General features: G+C 49.5%; 16 protein-coding genes. 1 reads left to right on the top strand and 15 read right to left on the bottom strand.

Annotated elements, in window-relative coordinates; all coding sequences use genetic code 11:
• From Q0274_RS08345 to Q0274_RS08310, 8 genes are all read right to left on the bottom strand, one after another.
• On the bottom strand, window positions 1-816 hold the full coding sequence (locus Q0274_RS08345; protein WP_298028896.1) for a threonine/serine exporter ThrE family protein: 816 nt from the start codon (window positions 814-816) through the stop codon (window positions 1-3).
• A gap of 62 nt (window positions 817-878) precedes the next feature.
• Entirely contained in the window at window positions 879-1268 is a 390-nt protein-coding gene (locus Q0274_RS08340; RefSeq protein ID WP_298028894.1) for a hypothetical protein, read from the bottom strand.
• A 3-nt stretch (window positions 1269-1271) separates the two neighbouring features.
• Window positions 1272-2654, bottom strand: a complete 1383-nt coding sequence (locus Q0274_RS08335) for a peptidoglycan DD-metalloendopeptidase family protein (RefSeq protein ID WP_298028892.1) — start codon at window positions 2652-2654, stop codon at window positions 1272-1274.
• Window positions 2651-3466: a hypothetical protein gene (locus tag Q0274_RS08330; RefSeq protein WP_298028890.1), complete on the bottom strand. Its 816-nt coding sequence runs from the start codon at window positions 3464-3466 to the stop codon at window positions 2651-2653. The genes Q0274_RS08335 and Q0274_RS08330 overlap by 4 nt, the downstream gene beginning before the upstream one ends.
• Window positions 3453-4142, bottom strand: coding sequence for a cell division ATP-binding protein FtsE (locus tag Q0274_RS08325; RefSeq protein WP_005872302.1), 690 nt, complete (start codon window positions 4140-4142; stop codon window positions 3453-3455). The genes Q0274_RS08330 and Q0274_RS08325 overlap by 14 nt, the downstream gene beginning before the upstream one ends.
• The gene (gene trmB / locus Q0274_RS08320; RefSeq protein WP_298028888.1) at window positions 4130-6304 is read right to left on the bottom strand and encodes a tRNA (guanosine(46)-N7)-methyltransferase TrmB; all 2175 of its coding nucleotides are present in this window, start codon (window positions 6302-6304) and stop codon (window positions 4130-4132) included. The genes Q0274_RS08325 and trmB overlap by 13 nt, the downstream gene beginning before the upstream one ends.
• Before the next feature lie 3 nt (window positions 6305-6307).
• Complete coding sequence (locus Q0274_RS08315; RefSeq protein WP_297943116.1) at window positions 6308-6973, bottom strand: fibronectin type III domain-containing protein; 666 nt, start codon at window positions 6971-6973, stop codon at window positions 6308-6310.
• Window positions 6903-8216, bottom strand: a complete 1314-nt coding sequence (locus tag Q0274_RS08310) for an RluA family pseudouridine synthase (RefSeq protein WP_298028887.1) — start codon at window positions 8214-8216, stop codon at window positions 6903-6905. The genes Q0274_RS08315 and Q0274_RS08310 overlap by 71 nt, the downstream gene beginning before the upstream one ends.
• A gap of 53 nt (window positions 8217-8269) precedes the next feature.
• Here Q0274_RS08310 and Q0274_RS08305 point away from each other — a divergent pair, with 53 nt between their 5' ends.
• Entirely contained in the window at window positions 8270-9376 is a 1107-nt protein-coding gene (locus Q0274_RS08305; RefSeq protein WP_177389326.1) for an FtsW/RodA/SpoVE family cell cycle protein, read from the top strand.
• Between the two features lie 104 nt (window positions 9377-9480).
• Here the strand turns inward: Q0274_RS08305 and Q0274_RS08300 are convergent, their stop codons facing one another.
• The 7 genes from Q0274_RS08300 to Q0274_RS08270 all read right to left on the bottom strand — a co-directional run.
• Window positions 9481-9807: a hypothetical protein gene (locus Q0274_RS08300; protein ID WP_298028885.1), complete on the bottom strand. Its 327-nt coding sequence runs from the start codon at window positions 9805-9807 to the stop codon at window positions 9481-9483.
• Window positions 9804-10499 (bottom strand): hypothetical protein, encoded by a 696-nt coding sequence (locus Q0274_RS08295; RefSeq protein ID WP_298028883.1) that lies wholly within the window; start codon window positions 10497-10499, stop codon window positions 9804-9806. Before Q0274_RS08295 ends, Q0274_RS08300 begins: the two co-directional genes overlap by 4 nt.
• 407 nt (window positions 10500-10906) lie before the next feature.
• Complete coding sequence (locus Q0274_RS08290; protein WP_298028881.1) at window positions 10907-11170, bottom strand: hypothetical protein; 264 nt, start codon at window positions 11168-11170, stop codon at window positions 10907-10909.
• Entirely contained in the window at window positions 11167-13005 is a 1839-nt protein-coding gene (locus Q0274_RS08285) for an N-acetylmuramoyl-L-alanine amidase (protein ID WP_298028879.1), read from the bottom strand. Before Q0274_RS08285 ends, Q0274_RS08290 begins: the two co-directional genes overlap by 4 nt.
• On the bottom strand, window positions 12989-14077 hold the full coding sequence (locus tag Q0274_RS08280; RefSeq protein ID WP_298028877.1) for a nitronate monooxygenase: 1089 nt from the start codon (window positions 14075-14077) through the stop codon (window positions 12989-12991). Before Q0274_RS08280 ends, Q0274_RS08285 begins: the two co-directional genes overlap by 17 nt.
• On the bottom strand, window positions 14077-15282 hold the full coding sequence (gene tyrS, locus Q0274_RS08275) for a tyrosine--tRNA ligase (RefSeq protein ID WP_177389336.1): 1206 nt from the start codon (window positions 15280-15282) through the stop codon (window positions 14077-14079). The genes Q0274_RS08280 and tyrS overlap by 1 nt, the downstream gene beginning before the upstream one ends.
• Before the next feature lie 14 nt (window positions 15283-15296).
• A partial coding sequence (locus tag Q0274_RS08270; RefSeq protein WP_298028875.1) for a TGS domain-containing protein occupies window positions 15297-16309 on the bottom strand: 1013 nt, incomplete at its 5' end.

Below are 16309 nucleotides of genomic sequence, written 5' to 3'. Positions count from 1 at the left end.
TCAAACATTTACAAGCCCCAAATTTGAGATGCTAAGCGTCAGAAAGAGCCCGATCGCGATGCAGATGATCAAAAGCCCGGTGTTCAGCCCTCTGCTGATGCCTACGAGCATATTTTCGTTTAGGATGTCAAATACCGAGTTGATCAGCCAGACGCCCGGGATCAAAAACAATATGCTCGATCCTACGGCGACGTCGGGCGTGGCGCTAAGCCCGTAGCGAGCGCCTAGCGAGACGATGAATGAGACTGCGAACGAAACCGCGATGTATTGGATTTTTAGGTTGATTTTAAGCTTGCTAAGCAGATAGCGGACGCAAATTCCAAAAGCCGTAGCCGCAAAAACTAACGCCATCGCGCCGCCGTCGCCACCGAAAAGCTCGCAGAATGCAGCATTTGCGACGCTGAGCAAAATGAGAGTTTTGGCAAAGCTTTTCTTTTGCGAGGTTAAAATTTGAGTAAATGCGGCTCTCGCGCGCGCAAGGGAGATTTTTTCATCGTAAATTTCCCAGCTAAGCGCGCTTAGCTCCGAGATCAGATCGAAGCTGATCTGCGCCGCAGCGCCCGTTTTGACGTAGGTGCGGCGGATAGAGTTGTCCGCAGGATCCATCACGCTGATGATGAAGTGACGCACAAAGATCATCAGGCTAGCCTCATAGTCGTAAGCGTCCGCTATCCTGCGCACGCAGTGCTCTATACGCGCGGTGTAGGTGCCGATGCTAAGCATCTTGGCGGCGTATTCACTAATAAAATTTGTAAGCTCTTGGATTTGCGGTCTCGCCGCTTCTGCTTCTTTTGCTGCCGCTATTTCTGTTGTCATTATTTCCTCCGCTACCCTTGTAATCTCAATATCGTTTTGCGCTGTTTTCGTCATTTTTACTTCTACGGCGCTCGTTGTAGCTTCCTATTTTTTGCGGCGCCCGCCATCGTTTTTGATGTCGCTTCGGCGCTCGCCGTCGCAGAATTTTTATTTTTAAAATTTAATGCAGCGGCTCCCGTGGAGGAATTCTCGCTATCTAAATTTGACGCGGCGACATCGCTTGTAGCGGTAAAATTTTGACTGCTTAAATTTTGATTGTTCAAATTTAATGTGGCTTTGGAATTTTCGTCATTCAAATTTAATGCCGAGGCGGAATTTTGCTCGTTTAAATTTAACGCCACCGCAGAATTTTCATCGCTCAAATTTAACTCGCAGCCCGAGCTTTGCTCGCTTAAATTTAAACTTTCGGCATCCTCGCAAGATCCGCTAAATTTGGAATTTTCCCCGCTCACGACTTACCTCAGGCTGATGAGATCGAGCGGGTTGATGTGGTAGTTCTGCTGCGTCACCTCAAAGGTCAGATCCGAGCCGATGCGCCCGATGATGTAGCCCTTTTTGACGTTGGAGCCGACGCGCACGGTAGGCGGGATCTGATTTAGATGAGCGTAGATCGTGTGGATGCCGCCGCTGTGCTCTAGGATCACGACCTTATCGAGTACGGCGGTTTCTTTGGCAAAGACCACTTTACCCGGTAGCACCGCCTTAACCTGCGTATCGCCGCTGTTTGAGCCCAGCACGATATTTTCGTTGAAAAGCTTGATGTTATAAACGGGATCGTTGTAGTTGCCGAATTTTCGCTTCAAATACGCGCCGTTTAAAGGCGCTGCGGTCTTGGCTCCGCTGTATTTTTTAACGCGCGAGGACTGATAGCTCGAGCCGTACTGCTTGACCTTTTGGTTGATCTTGCTTATGCGCTCATCCGCGGGCTCGCTCACTTCGGGCTCGGGCTCGCTAGGAGGCGCAGGCTCGGGCTTGCCCGCCTTTTTGGCAGCCGCCTTTGCTTTGGCGTACTCTTTTTCGCGTGCCTGGCGCTCCTTTTGCTTCTGCGCTTCAAGCTTTGCTTGGCGTGCCGCTTCCTCCTTCTGCGCTTTGGCTTTTTCCTCGGCGTCGTCGATGATCTTAAGCTCCTGCAGAGTCTTAGATATGGCGTCTTGCTCGTCGTTTATCTTCTCTAGGCGCGCGATGTAGTCCTCTTTATCTTTTTTCATCTGTGCGAGCTTTTCTTTTTGGGTGGTTTGCTTGGCGTCGAGATCGGTTTTTTTCTTGTCATAGCCCGCCATGCTTGCCTGGATCGATTTGATCTTTTTGTTCTGCTCGTTGATAAAATTTTGATTATTTTCGTAGTCTTTGATCAGCCCCTTCAGCTCGTCGTTCATAACGACGCCAAGCCCTTCTAAAATTTCGCTAGCCATGATAGAATCGGGCGTGGTGGTGGAATTTACGTCGGTGATGAGATCAAACGATAGCTCTTGCGAGATCACGCTTGCGATCTTGCTTTCCAGATCGTTTTGTACGCTAAGAAGCGTGACGTTTTGGCTATTAAGCTTTTCAAGCTCCTGCGCTTCGGCGGCGTATTGATCCTTTAGCCCTTCGATCGTTTCGCTTAGCTGTTTGATCTCGCCCTCGCGCTTTTTAAAGCCCTCCTGCTCCTTTACGATTTGTCCTGCAATTTCGTCGATCTTTTGCGAGAGTTGCATCCCCTCCTTTTGCGAGCTTTTGAGCTCTTGGCCTGCTTTGGCGATCTTATCTTTCGTGCTTTGACCCTTTGCGGGCGCGGCATAAGTAAGAGCCGCGGCGAGCCCCAGCGCAAGAAGCGGCGCTAAAAAAGCCCTTTTCATGCTCGTTTATTTCCGATTTGCAGCATCACGAAACTCACCGCGATGATAGATAGCGTCAAGGCGACACCCAAAAGGATCAGCGCGTCGTAAGGCAGCACTATGGCGGTGCGTAGATCGCCGATACCCTTAAGCGTTGTCGAAAACACCTCCCAAGAGGGAAGCGCTATGTAAAAGCAGGTCACGATCAGCGTGGCAATAAAGGAGTCGATTATCGCCATTCGGTAGAGCTTGCCGCTTTTTATCAAAAACGACGCGCCGAAAAGCTCCATGATTTCGATGCGCTCTTTGTGTTCGTAAACCCAAATACGCATCTGGCGGTGAATTAACATCACGCCTAAAAGCACGATCAGAAACGCAAAGCCGTAAACAAGGCTTTTGATAAGCAGTAAAATTTTAAAAATTTCATCGTGAGTCTTTTTAAAAATTTCAACTCTCGTAAGCGAGCCTATCGATTTTAGATCCTGCTCGATTTTTGCAAGCTGCGCGACGTCAGGGAAGCTTTCGAGCTTGACGCTATAAAATTTAGGCAAATTTTTACTAAGCTCGGCAAAGGCGTTTTGTGAAATTTTACCCTTCAGTCGCTCGGTGATGCCCGCGGTTGAAATTTCGCTAATCGAGCTGATCTTCGGCACCGCTTTTTGCGCGTCTTGCAGGCTGAGCGAGGTTTTGGAGACTAGCACGATGTTGTATTCGTTTTGGATCGAGCGCTCGTAGCTTTTGGTTAGGTTGCTCATAAAAATTCCAAACTGCACCGAAAAAAGCAGCGCGACGAGCGAAAAGATCACGCCGAAATTGGTTTTAATCGATTTCATTTACTTTAGCGTCCTTAATCTCAAAATGTCGGTGTCTAAAACGAAGCGTAGAGGGCATTTTGTGCGTCACGATAACGACGCAGGCGTTCCACGACTCGCACGCCGAGCGCAGCAAATTCCAAATAATGGCGCTGGAGTAGTCGTCCAAATTTCCCGTAGGCTCGTCGCACAGCAGCAGGCGCGGATTATGCGCCATCGCGCGCGCCAAGGCCACGCGCTGCTGCTCGCCGCCGCTAAGCTCGAGCGGATACTTACCCATCTTGTGCCCGAGCTCGACATGGCGCAGTAGCTTTTTGGCTTGGTCTTGGCAGACCTGCTGATTGTAGCCCATTATCATTAACGGAAGCATTATGTTGCGCTCGATCGTCCATTCGTTGATCAGGCGGTAGTTTTGAAAGATAATGCCGATGCGCTGGCGCAGGGTGCGCAGATCGGAGTTCGTGATGCCCTTTAGATCACACAGGCAGACGTTCAGCTCGCCGCCGATGATGTCGATGCCGCCGTAGAAGGACTTAAGCAGCGTGGATTTGCCGCTGCCGCTCTTGCCTGTGATGATGACGAAGTCCTTCGCGCCGATGCCGAAACTCGCGTCTTGGATGACTGCGCCCGCCTTTTCGTAGCCCAGCGTGAGGCCCGCTGCGGTGATGATGTTGTAATCGTCCGTTATCTCTGCCATTGTGAAAATATCTCCGAAATTTTTTGATGTGCCGCGTGGTTTTCGCGCGTAGGAAGCGGGCGGCGGATGAAGTAGCGCGTGCCGCTTGCGTTTGCGCGGATGAAACACTGCTGCGGAAAGTCGAATGCCCCGAGCGAAAGCAGGATTAGCACGTCCTGCGGTTCTGCGGCGCCCGACTTACTTTGCCGTTTATCTTGCTGCTCGGCACAGCTTGGTTCGCTTTGTCGTTTATCTTGCTGCTCGGCACGCTTTAATTTGTCTTGGTGTTCGGCTTGTAGCTCGTCATTGCTTGGCTCGCTTCGGTACCCGACTTGCGACTTGATAGAGTTTGACTTGTTTTGTAATTCTGTTTGCGGTTCGGCAGCGTGGTTTAGTTCGTTTTTTAGTTCGGCTTGCGGCTCATTTTTGCAAAGTAAGATGCTTGCGTTCGTTGTATTTCTTGCACTCGCTACGCCGCCGTTTGTTAAATTTATGCCGCTTGCGTTCAAGCGATCCTCGTTTAAATTTACGCCCGCTTCATCCGCGTAGTTTGTATTCAGTGCGCCGCTTGCTTCCGCTGCACGGGTCGCCGCGAATGAGCCGTCCAAATTCGGCGCATTGTTTGTATCTATTGCACCGATCGTTGCAGGTGCAGTACTTACGCCTGTCGCATCGATAGCTGCAAGCGCACCCTCCGTGCCGCTAGCATTTAGCGCGCTGCTTGTTGCGATCTGCTCGCAGGCCAAAGCGCGCTTTTTACTCGGGGCGGGGCGGCTAAATTTAGCGCTCGTTGCGGCGCCTATGCTTGTCGTATTTCTCGCACTCACTACGCCGCCGTCTGTTAAATTTAAGCAACTTACATTCAAGCGATCCTCGTTTAAATTTACGCCGTCTTTTGCGCCCGTTTCATCTGCATGGTTTGTATTCAGTGCGCCGCTTGCTTTTTTTAGAATTTGCGTAGCGTTCGCGCAAGTTAAAATTTTATCGCCCGTTGTCGTAGCTGAAATTTTGCCGCAGCCTGACGAAATTTCATCCATGCTCGCGCGCTTAGTTAAATTTTTTCCTCGCATTGCGTCTAAATTTATAGCCTCATCGTTTATAACTTCTCCCGCGCTGCTTAAATTTGCGCCGTCCGCTGCGCAAGCTCCGTCCGCGCCCAAGCTTTTTTGCGCGTCAAAGTAAAAAATTTCCTCAAAATGCACGAAAAAATCCTCGCCTTTGAAGGTGAAATTTTTAAAATTTCGCGCGATTGCCGCTGCGTCAAATTTTAAAAATTCCATCTCAAACCGCTGCGGCTCACCCAGGCCCGCGGTTTTGTTCTCATAGATCAGATCGTAGATATCTTTATCCATCTTGCGCCATCTATCCTCGTATTTGCTCGCTACGGCGGCGTCTCGGTTTTTGAAGTGCGAAATTTCGCCCGCTTTTCGCTGAACGTAGGGCGAGAGCTTTTGCATCGCGTAGAGGAAGTACTCCTCGCTGTCGGTGCGAAGCTCAAAGCGGCCGCTGTGCCCGAGCGTACGTGCGATCTGCGAGGCGAACTCGTCGCTTATGACGCGGCGGTGCGGCGCGTCGTCCCACGGCACGGGGAAGTGCAAAAATACGCGCTGTAGGCAGCCTGCGGGAAGCAGGCTCAGCAAAACCCGCGCGTCGGTGGCAATCAGCGCAATGTTTTGTAGCCCCTCGCGGATCGCTAGCTTTGCGACCTGTTCGATCGCGGGCTTGTAAATTTCGATGCCGATTAGCAGCGCGTCTTGATTTGAGCGCGCTTGATGAAGCAGGTGTCTGCCCGAGCCGAAGCCGATCTCGATGAAAATTTTATTAAATTTAGAGCTTTTTACGAGGGATAAAATTTCATTCTCATCCAAAATCAGCGGCGTTTTTTCGGTAAGCGAGCTGTCTTTGTAAGCAAACGCCTGCGAGATGATCCGCCCGCAGAAGCGCTCTTTAAAAATTTCGAGCGCTCGTTGCAGATGGCCGATCTTAGCGGGCTTGGTGATCTTTTCGCCCTTTACTATCACTTTGCCGCCGCCGGGTTTAACGATGATAAAAAACTCGCTATCAAAGCTTCTGGTTCGCACGAGCGTTAAATTTCTGCCGCGCGCCGTTTCTAAAAATTCGGTCTCGCCGAACTTAATCGGCAGCGGCGGCAGGCTCACGCTGCGGGTTATGAAATTCGGCAAACTTTATTCTGCCTGCGCTGCGGCAATGACTGCACTAGGCTTGGACAGCTCTCCGTTTTCGGTTTTGACGGTGATGCGGTATTCGTATCCTTCGCCGTAATCGATATTATCGATATATTCAGCGCTAAGTCTGCCGCGAACCTCTTTAATCGTGCTCCACGACTCACCTCCCTTAGGACGGCGCTCGATTAGATAGGAGCTTACGCGAAGATCTGGATGCGGGCGCCAGATGATCTTAACGCGGCCCGGAAGCCCGTAGATCGCCTGCGCAAACGGCACGGACTCTAGCATCTTCGCCGTGCTTGCGATAGCGACCGGAGAAGGAGCCGAAACGCCCTTGGCGCCGTATGTGCGCACAGTGTATTTATACGAAGTGCCTGGCTGCAGCCTCGTATCTACGTAGTGAGTGGAGTATGGATCTGCGATAGTGGCGATCTTTTTGGCTTCGCCGCCGCTTGCGGGCGCTCGGTAAACGACAAAGCCCAGCACGGCGGTATTGCTGTCGTATCTAGGCCACTCAAGTCCGATCTCATTGTCGCTCGCGATCGTCCTAACCCCCTCTACGCGCGGCAGGCTTTCGTCGCTTGCACTAGGCGCGCTAGACATAGCGCAGCCACCCGCTAGTATCGCTAAAGTAGCGCTCAACGTTAGTCGGTAAAATTTTTTCATAAATTTCATCCTTTACCTTTTGATTTGTCGTAAAATTTAGAAATTCGCTCGGCAAGCCCGCGCATATTTTCACCTCTTTGCCGCTTCGCGGATGGATGAAATAGAGCAAATAGGCATGGAGCAAAATCCTGTTAATTTTAGCGTTTTCGCTCTTAAATCCGTATAAATGATCGCCCAAAATGTGCCGATTTATCGAGCTTAAATGCACGCGGATCTGATGCGTGCGGCCCGTGAAGAGCTTTGCGGCGACGAGATTAAAGCTTTTTAGGCTTATCGGCGGCAAAATTTGGTTTTGAGCGGGATTTTTAAAATTTAAAAATTTATTTTCGGCGAGACGGGCGGCTTTGGTTTCATTTGCGTTCATATCGGCGGTTAAAATTTTATCTTCGTTGTCCGCGCGGCTGCTTGGAATTTTATCTGCGCTTTGGATTGAAATTTTATCCATGCTCCGCATGCAATTATTTGAAATTTCGTCCGCGTTATTCGCGCAGTTATTTAAAATTTCATCCGCCCCTGCGCTCTTGCCCGCAGCCGCGCCATCGTCCGCGCCTAAAATTTCATCGCACTTCTGGGCGGAGTTTTGAAGCTCGCTTAGTTCCGCTCCGCTTAAAATTTCATAAAACGCGCTCTTTGCGCTGCGTCCGCCGGGCACGATCCCCATTTTTAGGCGGTTTGCTGGGTTGCGAGCGATCGGGCGCTCGATCACGCAGGGCTCTTTCAGCGGCAGGTCGATGAGTGCGAGGTATATCCGCCCCATGCTCTTGTCGCTTAGCTGCGCCGAGAGCGCGGCGTGTGCGGCGTTGTTTTTGGCGACGAGCAGGGCGCCGCTGGTGAGTTTATCCAGGCGGTGCACGATGCCCGCGCGAAGCTCGCCGCCGAGCGTAGAAAGCAGATAGCCGCGAGACTTGAGCCAGTCCACGAGAGTGGGCTCTTTGACGCTTGCGGCGGGGTGGACGGTAAGGCCTGCGGGCTTATTTACCACGAGCAGATCCTCATCCTCGTATAAAATTTCAACGTCGAAGTTTAGCCTATCCGCGCTTGTTTGCTGCGGCGCGGGCGCAGGATAGTCGATGTGCACGAGCTCGCCCGCGGACAGCTTGTAGCCGGGCTTAGTCTGCACGGCTCCGTCCACTCTAACCGCTGCAGATTTGATTAAGCTTGATATTTGATTGCGCGAAATTCCAAGCTGCGAGCTTAAAAAAACGTCGAGCCTTTCGCTGCATTGTGCTATTAGATTATCCAAATTTATACCTTTTTTGGCTATTCTTACGTCAAAATTTTAATTAGGATTAAGCGTTGTTTAAAATTGACAAAAAGATTTTAGCATATTTTGATTTCATTCAACCTTTTTTGATCGTGCCGATAGTGGTTTTTTCATACGTTTTAATAAGCGAGGCAAACGACGTGCTATCCTCGAAGCAGGTCGTTTATTTCGGCGTCGGATTTGCCGTTTTTACTCTATTTTTTCTCTTTCCGATACGCAAATTTTTATATCTCATACCGATATTTTATTGGACAAATATCATATTGCTGCTCAGCGTCGATTTTTTCGGCGTTAGCAAGCTAGGAGCTAGGCGCTGGCTGGAGATTCCTTTCGTGCATTTTACGCTGCAGCCCAGCGAGGTGATGAAGCCCGCGTTTATCCTGATGCTGATGTATCTGATACACAAAAATCCGCCGCCGAAAAACGGCTATGGGCTGAAGGATTTTTTGCGCCTTAGCTTTTACATACTTCTGCCTTTCGTTCTGATCGCGAAAGAGCCTGATCTAGGCACCGCCGCGATACTTTTTTTGACGGGATTTGCAATCCTTTTCATCATCGGCGTCGATAAAAAAATTTGGCTCACGCTGATCATCGTTTTTGTGGCCAGCTCGCCGATTTTGTACGAAAACATGCACGATTATCAAAAAAAGCGCATCGCCGATTTTATCAGCGAGGAGCCTAATTATCAGGTAAAGCAGGCGATCATCGCTATCGGAAACGGCGGCATCTACGGCAAGGATAGAGACGAAGCGACGCAGACGCACTTTAAATTTTTACCGATTGCGACGAGCGATTTTATCTTCGCTTATACGATCGAGCGCTTCGGCTTCGTGGGGGCTGCCGCGCTGATCGCGCTGTATGCGCTGCTGATACTGCATCTGCTGAGCCTGAACTACGATTTTAAAAGCGATTATTTGATACGGGTCTTTACGAGCGCGCTTGCCTCGCTCATCTTCATCTACACGGGCGTTAATATCTCGATGGTGGTGGGTTTCGCGCCCGTCGTAGGCGTGCCGCTGCCGTTTTTCAGCTACGGCGGCAGCAGCTTCATCACCTTTATGATCCTCTTTGGAATTTTACAAAATTTACTGACGTTTAGAATGAAAGATAACTACAAGACCTATAAGATTAGGATGTAAATTTGGCGCCGTGCGAGCAGAGCAAATTGCTTAAAAATCGCGTGGAGCTCGGTTCTTCGCTTCGGCGGTGAAATCTTAAGCAGGGCGCTAAATTTTAAAACTCGCTACAAAATCACGCCGATGCCGAGCGTAAAGACCACCGCGAAAAAGGCGTATGTAAAGGCAAATTCCAAAGTTTGCGAATTAAAAAATCCGTAGTACAAAATGCTTGTGAAAAATCCGCCCACGAAGGCTACGGCAAAGATCCCGATCCGCGCCGCGACGGGCTTTGCACCGCAAAATTTGTATAGGTAAAAAACCCCGCAGAAACTGATCGCAAACCAGATCATCGCAGGCACCGGCCCGCTTATGCCTATCATGCCGAAAAGATTGGCTAAATTTAAAAGCAGTAAAAATATCACCGCAAGCGCGATCAGCGCGGATTTGATCATCTATCGCGCCTTGCGTCGGGCGCGGAATTTTCAGCGCCCTGATTGAAATTTTGCGCGGAATTTTCGTCTGCGCTGCCTTCACCCGCGCTACCGTTTGAAATTTTAAAATTTTCGTCGGAATTTTCATCGACGCGATGCGTAGAATTTTCACCGAGATCGCCACTGGAGTTTAAAATTTCATCCTCGCTTTGAGAATTTGAAATTTCGCCGCCGCTTTTAAAGTTTAAAATTTCATCCGTCGCGGCGCTTTTATTTTGCGGCTCCTGCGCCTCTTTTGCGCCGCCGAAATCCGCGTCTTTTAAATTTGCGCTCTCATCTAAATTTCTAGAGCCTTCGCCCGCAGAATTTTTATAAGCTTTATTTGAAAATCTTTTGTGCCTGATCTGCAGATAAAAGACGAAGGCGACGAACGCCACCGCCGTGATCGCGATGTAGTAGCGGTTCTCGAAGAGCAGTACGCCCTCTACCAGCCCCGAAAACAGCGCCAGCAGCGAGGCGGTAAGAAACGGAAAGCGCACTACGTCTTTTTCGCCGATCGCTAAGGCGATGAGCGCGACGCCGAAGATCGTGGCGTTTAGCAGTGCGCCTAGGACTTTGATCTCGGCAAAAAGGCTCGGATTGACGCGCGAAGTGACATAAAGCGCGAGCGCGACGGCTGCGAAAAGCAGGATTAAAAATACGATTTTTTTCATTTTGGACCTTTTAAATTTTATCTTTAAATTTACGATTCAGCTGCGCCCCTTTATACATATAGAGCGCAGGCATCGACGTATCGCAACTGCCGTGTTCGCGGCATTACGCAAATATCGTGCGCTCTGAGAACGTGGCGCAAAATTTCAGGACGCCACTGCGCCGTTAAGCGTGGCTTGAGCGATACACATACTCATAACTTAAAGCGCAATCCTAATTGCGCGGACGCGGTTTGAAACACGACTTGCGTTAGCGCGACAAAATCGCTATTTTCGCGCGATTTAAATGCGATTTTGTCGGTAAATTTTACTGCCAGCCGCACTCTGCTGCGTAGAGCAGCGCCAAGTCCGTGCTTTAAAATTTTACGCCGAGCTGCGCTAAAAATTCCGCGTCTAAGCCGTATATATCCCTAGCTCGTGGCGCCGCAAGACGCTCCGCAAAATTTACCTGCCCGTAGTAAATATTTAGCATGCGAGCGAGTTTTGCATGCAAGCGCCGCACGTTTTACTTTAAATTTAGCGCTGTGAGCTTTAAATTTTAAATTTACCGCCTCCGTGCTCTGTTTATCCGCAAGATCTATGCCGCTCGCTAAACTATATCTGCGGAGTAAATCTTGGCGCCAAAATAAAATTTCATCTAGCTCGTAAAATCGCAACGCATAAAATTTTATCACTTGTTTTTCTGAAAGTACGCATCCACGCCGTTTGCGATACCCTGAGCGATGCGGTCTTGATAGGCGCTTTTGCCTAAATTTTTACCCTCCTGCGGGTGCGTGATGTAGCCCATCTCCACGAGCACCGCGGGCATCGTAGCGCCCACCAACACCCAAAATGGCGCCTCGCGCACGCCTCCGTCTCTGCTTGAGAAGCTCTTTTTGACCGAGCTTAGCATATAGCTTTGAATATCGATGGCAAGCTTGTTTGAAGAGATTATCTTCTCGCGGTTTAAAAAATTTAGGAAGGTCTGCTTCGAGAAGGTATTCATATCCTCCAAATCGCCCCTGTTTTCGAGCGCGGCGGCGTTTTTACTGCGCTCGCTTCTAGCCGGGCTTAAGAAAAAGGTCTCCACGCCGCTCATTTTAAGTGCTGAGCTAGCGTTAGGAGCGGCATTTGCGTGGATCGAAATAAACATATCGGCATTTCTTTTAGCGGCGAAAGCGGTACGCGATCGTAGATTTATAAAAACGTCGGTGTTGCGCGTGTAAAGCACTCTGTAGCCGCGCTTAGCAAGCAGCGCGCCAAGCTTTTTGGATGTGGCTAGCACGACGTTTTTTTCTTTCAGCCCGTTTCCGACGGCGCCCGAATCGCTGCCGCCGTGACCGGGGTCGATTACGATGAGCTTGCCTTTGGTAGATTTGTAAATTTTACCGGCGGTCACAGAGGTCGATTTGGCGCCCCCTGATTCCTCTATCGTGCTGATTTGCGGCTCGCTATCTTGCTCGCGCCCGCGTTTGCGCCCTGATTTTTGATCTCTGTTTTTTTCTGCGCGCGCAGATTTTGCGGCTTTTAAGCCTTCAGCCGTACTTAAAATCATCATATTGCCGTTAATTTCTACGTTTGCATTGAATTCTTTCGGATCGCTAAGTACGATGCGCACGGTCTTATCGTTGTATTGCGAGACGCGTACATCGCTAACAAAGCTATCTTTAAGCCGCGTTTTTTGTGACTTTTGCCGCGCGCCAAAATCAATCACGAAGCGAAAATGATCGTTGCTTGCAATGGTGAAATCCTTGTAATCGCTCTGGCTTAGATCGCGGTTAAACTCAAGCACGATCTCATCCCCATCGCCGCGCAGCGATTCTAGAGCGAGTTTGGCATCGGGGGCGGATTTTTTTACGCTGCTTTTGCGAAGTTCAGAATCTAGTCGCTCTGTCGCAGCACTACCCGCGGAATTCTGCGCTTGTAAGGAGTCATCGGCTCCTGCGGGATTTTCGCTCGCGTCGCTACTATACGCATCGTCTATTGAATTTTTTGCGTCGTCCGCGCCGCGGGGCCTAGTCGAGCGTAAGAATTCCAAATCCTCACTAGATAGTGAGCTTAGATCGGCTTCTTCTGGCGCGCGCGTATTTTTGAGATTTTTGGAAGTGGAATTTTTTGAATTCTTAGAGTTTTTTGAGGCGGAGGCTTTGGGGCTATGCGCTAAATTTGAAGCGTTTTTCTCGTCCGAGCTTTTGGAATTTTTTGCGTTTTCATCTTTGAGCTTTTTAGAATTCGTGCTGCCATCACTTGCTTTGCCTTGTAATTTGGCTAGCGCAGATTCATAAGGCGAGGAATCAAGCCCTAAATTTTTCGAGCTGTAAACCAGCCTCTTTAGCGCTTTGATGCGGACCTCTTTATCGGACGCGCCTTGGTAGAGCGATTTTAGCTCTTTGTGCAGCGAGCGCTTGTAATTCGGCGTCGCTACGATGAAATCCTTGTCGAATTTCGCAAAAAACGCCTCGCTGGAAGCTCCAAACGCCAATACGCAGCTAAAAGCCGCGATTAGAAAAATTTTAACTATCTTCGCCATTTACAAGTTTTTCTATCAATTCCTTCACGGATATTATCTCGTTTAATCGCCATCCGTTCGCGCCGGTGAAAAACAGGCCGCTTTGCGTTTTGCCCAGATATGCGTCGCTTAGGCGGTCGGCGATGCAGTATCCTACGGCGTTAGCGCCTTTGCCACGCTCGCATGGGCTTACGCAGTTGCTGATACAGCGGATCTTAGGCGCCGTGCCTGCGGCGATCATATCTTGCAGATCGGTATGAATTCCGCGCGCGGGATAGCCCACGGGTGATTTTAGAAGCTCGATATCTTCTTTTTTGGCGTTAAGAAGCACCTGCTTAAATTCCTCCGCGGCGTCGCATTCAAAGGTGCCGATGAAGCGCGTGCCCATCTGCACGCCGTCTGCGCCCAAAGATTTCACGCGATCGATGTCGGTTTTATCCCAAATCCCGCCCGCGGCAAAGAGCGGAAAGCTGCCCCAGTTAGCGATCTCTGTCTTAACCTGTGGGATCAGATTATCCAGCGCAAACGCCGGATCGCCGCACTGCTCGTAGGTAAAGCCCTGATGCCCGCCGCTAAGAGGGCCTTCGAGCACTACGGCGTCGGGAATTCTGTCGTAGCGCTGCTTCCAGCGTTTGGCGATGATCTTAAGAGCCTTGGCGGAAGAGACGATGGGCACGAGCGCGACGTCCGGGAAATCTGCCGTAAATTCCGGTAGATTGGTAGGAAGGCCCGCGCCGCTTATGATGATGTCGATACCCGCCTCGCACGTGTTGCGCACGATGCGCTCGTAGTCGTTCGCCGCGCACATTACGTTCATCCCTAAAGGTGCATTGCCGCAAATTTTACGGGCGTTTTGCACGATGGCAAAAAGCGCCTCTTTGCTATAAAAATTCTCACTTTGATATGGTCTGCCATCGAGCGATTTTTTGGCAAATTTAAGATTTTCGTAATAGCCGGTGCCGACCGAGCTAATGACGCCTAGACAGCCGTTTAGGCTGACATTGCCGGCTAGCTTGTCCCAGCTGATACCAAGTCCCATGCCGCCTTGAATTATCGGGTGCGCAATCTCGTGTTTGCCTATTTTTATACTCATTAATCCACCTTTAATTTAGCGAATTTTTTCTTTCCTACTTGGAGTGTATATTCGCCCGAGCTAAGCTGAAGCTGCTCATCTAAAATTTTATTTTGATCGATGCTGACCGCGTTTGATTTTATCAGCCTGCGCGCATCCGAGCTGGATACGGCGAGCTTGCAGCTAATTAGCGCCTTTACGATCCATGCAGGCGAGCTTACGTGATATTCCTTGATCTCGCTAGGAAGCTCGCCAGCACCGTGGACGCGGTCAAATTCCTGCTTGGCTTCAAAGGCGGTGTTTTCGTCATAAAATTGCGTTACGATCTCGGAGGCAAGCTCCTCCTTAACCGCCTTAGGATGGATCGAGCCATCGGCCACAAAGCCTTTTATTAGCTCGATATCTTCGCTGCTTTTTTGGCTTAGCAGATTATACCAATCCCACATTAACGCGTCACTAATGCTCATCACCTTGCCGTACATATCATGAGGCGTATCGGTTACGCCGATGTAGTTGCCTAGGCTCTTGCTCATTTTATTCGTGCCGTCGGTGCCAACTAAAAGTGGCATCATCACGACGCTTTGTTCTTTGCCGACATCATAAATTCTTTGTAGCTGGCGACCCATTAAAAGATTAAATTTCTGATCGGTACCGCCGAATTCTATATCGCATTTCATGCAAACGCTGTCGTATCCTTGCAGCAGCGGATACATAAACTCGCTGATGCTGATCGGCTGCTCGGCCTTGTAGCGCTTCTCAAAGTCGTCGCGCTCGAGCATCCGGGCAACATTGAAAGTGCTTGATAGCTCGATCATACCGCTAGCACCCAGGCGGTTGGTCCATTCGGAATTAAACATCACCTTGGTTTTTGCAGGATTTAAAATTTTAAAGACCTGCTGCTCGTAGGTTTTGGCGTTTTGAAGCACAACTTCGCGCGCTAGCTTTTTGCGAGTCTCGCTCTTGCCTGTAGGATCGCCGATTTGAGCGGTAAAATCGCCGATTAAAAATTGCACGATCGCGCCGTGGTTTTGTAAAAACGCAAGTTTATTTAGAACGACGGCGTGTCCTAGGTGCAGATCCGCAGCGGTCGGATCCATGCCGATTTTGACGTAAAAGACCTCGCCGCTGTCGTAGTAGCGCCTAATCAGCGCCTCTATTTGCTCCTCGCCGATGATCTCCGCGACGCCGCGCTTAAAATTTTCCATAATGCCTTGAATGTCAGCCATTTGCTCTCCCTTATTTAGTTTTTATATACGTCCGTAAGCGATACGAAATCCACGATTTTAAAGCGGTTTTTGAGTTTATCTTTAATCTCCGTGGAGTCTAAATTTTCGTTTAGCTCGATGATGATCTCAAAATAATCCGATGTCGTTTCGCTATTTTCATTGAGGCTTATCGACACTAGATCGACCTCGAGCTTGACTAAATAGTTCAAAAACGTCGCCAGTGAGCCGCGCTTATTTTCTAAATTTAATATTATCTTGTAGCGGTGCGGCGCATTGCGCGTCCATTTTACGAAGATCATCTCATCGGTTTTGATTAGCTCGCTTGCACGTTCGCACAGCTTATGATGCACCGTCACGCCGTGTCCGTTTCGAAAGCCGATGATGTCGTCGCCGCGCTTTGGGTTGCAGCAGTAATCAAACTCGACCTCGTCGATTTTAAAATTTGAATACACCACGATGTTGTCAAATTTTTGCTTCTCGATCTCATACCTGCTGCGAAATTTCATATTGAAAAATTTCTCTTTGAGCGGGTATTTTTTCAGCGCGTTTACGACGTCTTTTAAAAATACCGAGTCATAGGCAGCTTTGCCGATCTTTTTGCTTAAATTTTCTTTTTCGAGCCAGCTTAGAATGCTCTCCTTGCTCGTCGTAAAGATCGCGCATAAAATTTTAATCGCTACTTCAAAATTTATATCTCTGATCTTTTGCTTGCAAAACGCCTTTATCGTTGCGCGTGCCTTGCCGGTTTTGACCGAGCTTAGCCAGCTGCAGCGATAGTGTGGCTCGCTTCCGGTGATAATATGAACGATATCTCCGTTTTTAAGCTCCGTTAGCAGCGGCACCTTGACGCGGTTTATAAAGGCCTCTGTCGCTTTTAAGCCCACTTGAGAGTGTATCTCGTAGGCGTAATCAAGCGCTGTAGCACCGCGCGGCAATGTAAAAATTCCGCCCTTTGGCGAATACACGGCGATATCTTCTACGTAGAGGCTATCTTTAGCATATTCGTAAAGATCCTCGGCGTTGGCGT

This window comes from uncultured Campylobacter sp., from assembly GCF_937973075.1.
GTDB lineage: Bacteria > Campylobacterota > Campylobacteria > Campylobacterales > Campylobacteraceae > Campylobacter_B.
This window is presented reverse-complemented; position numbering and strand designations above follow the sequence as displayed.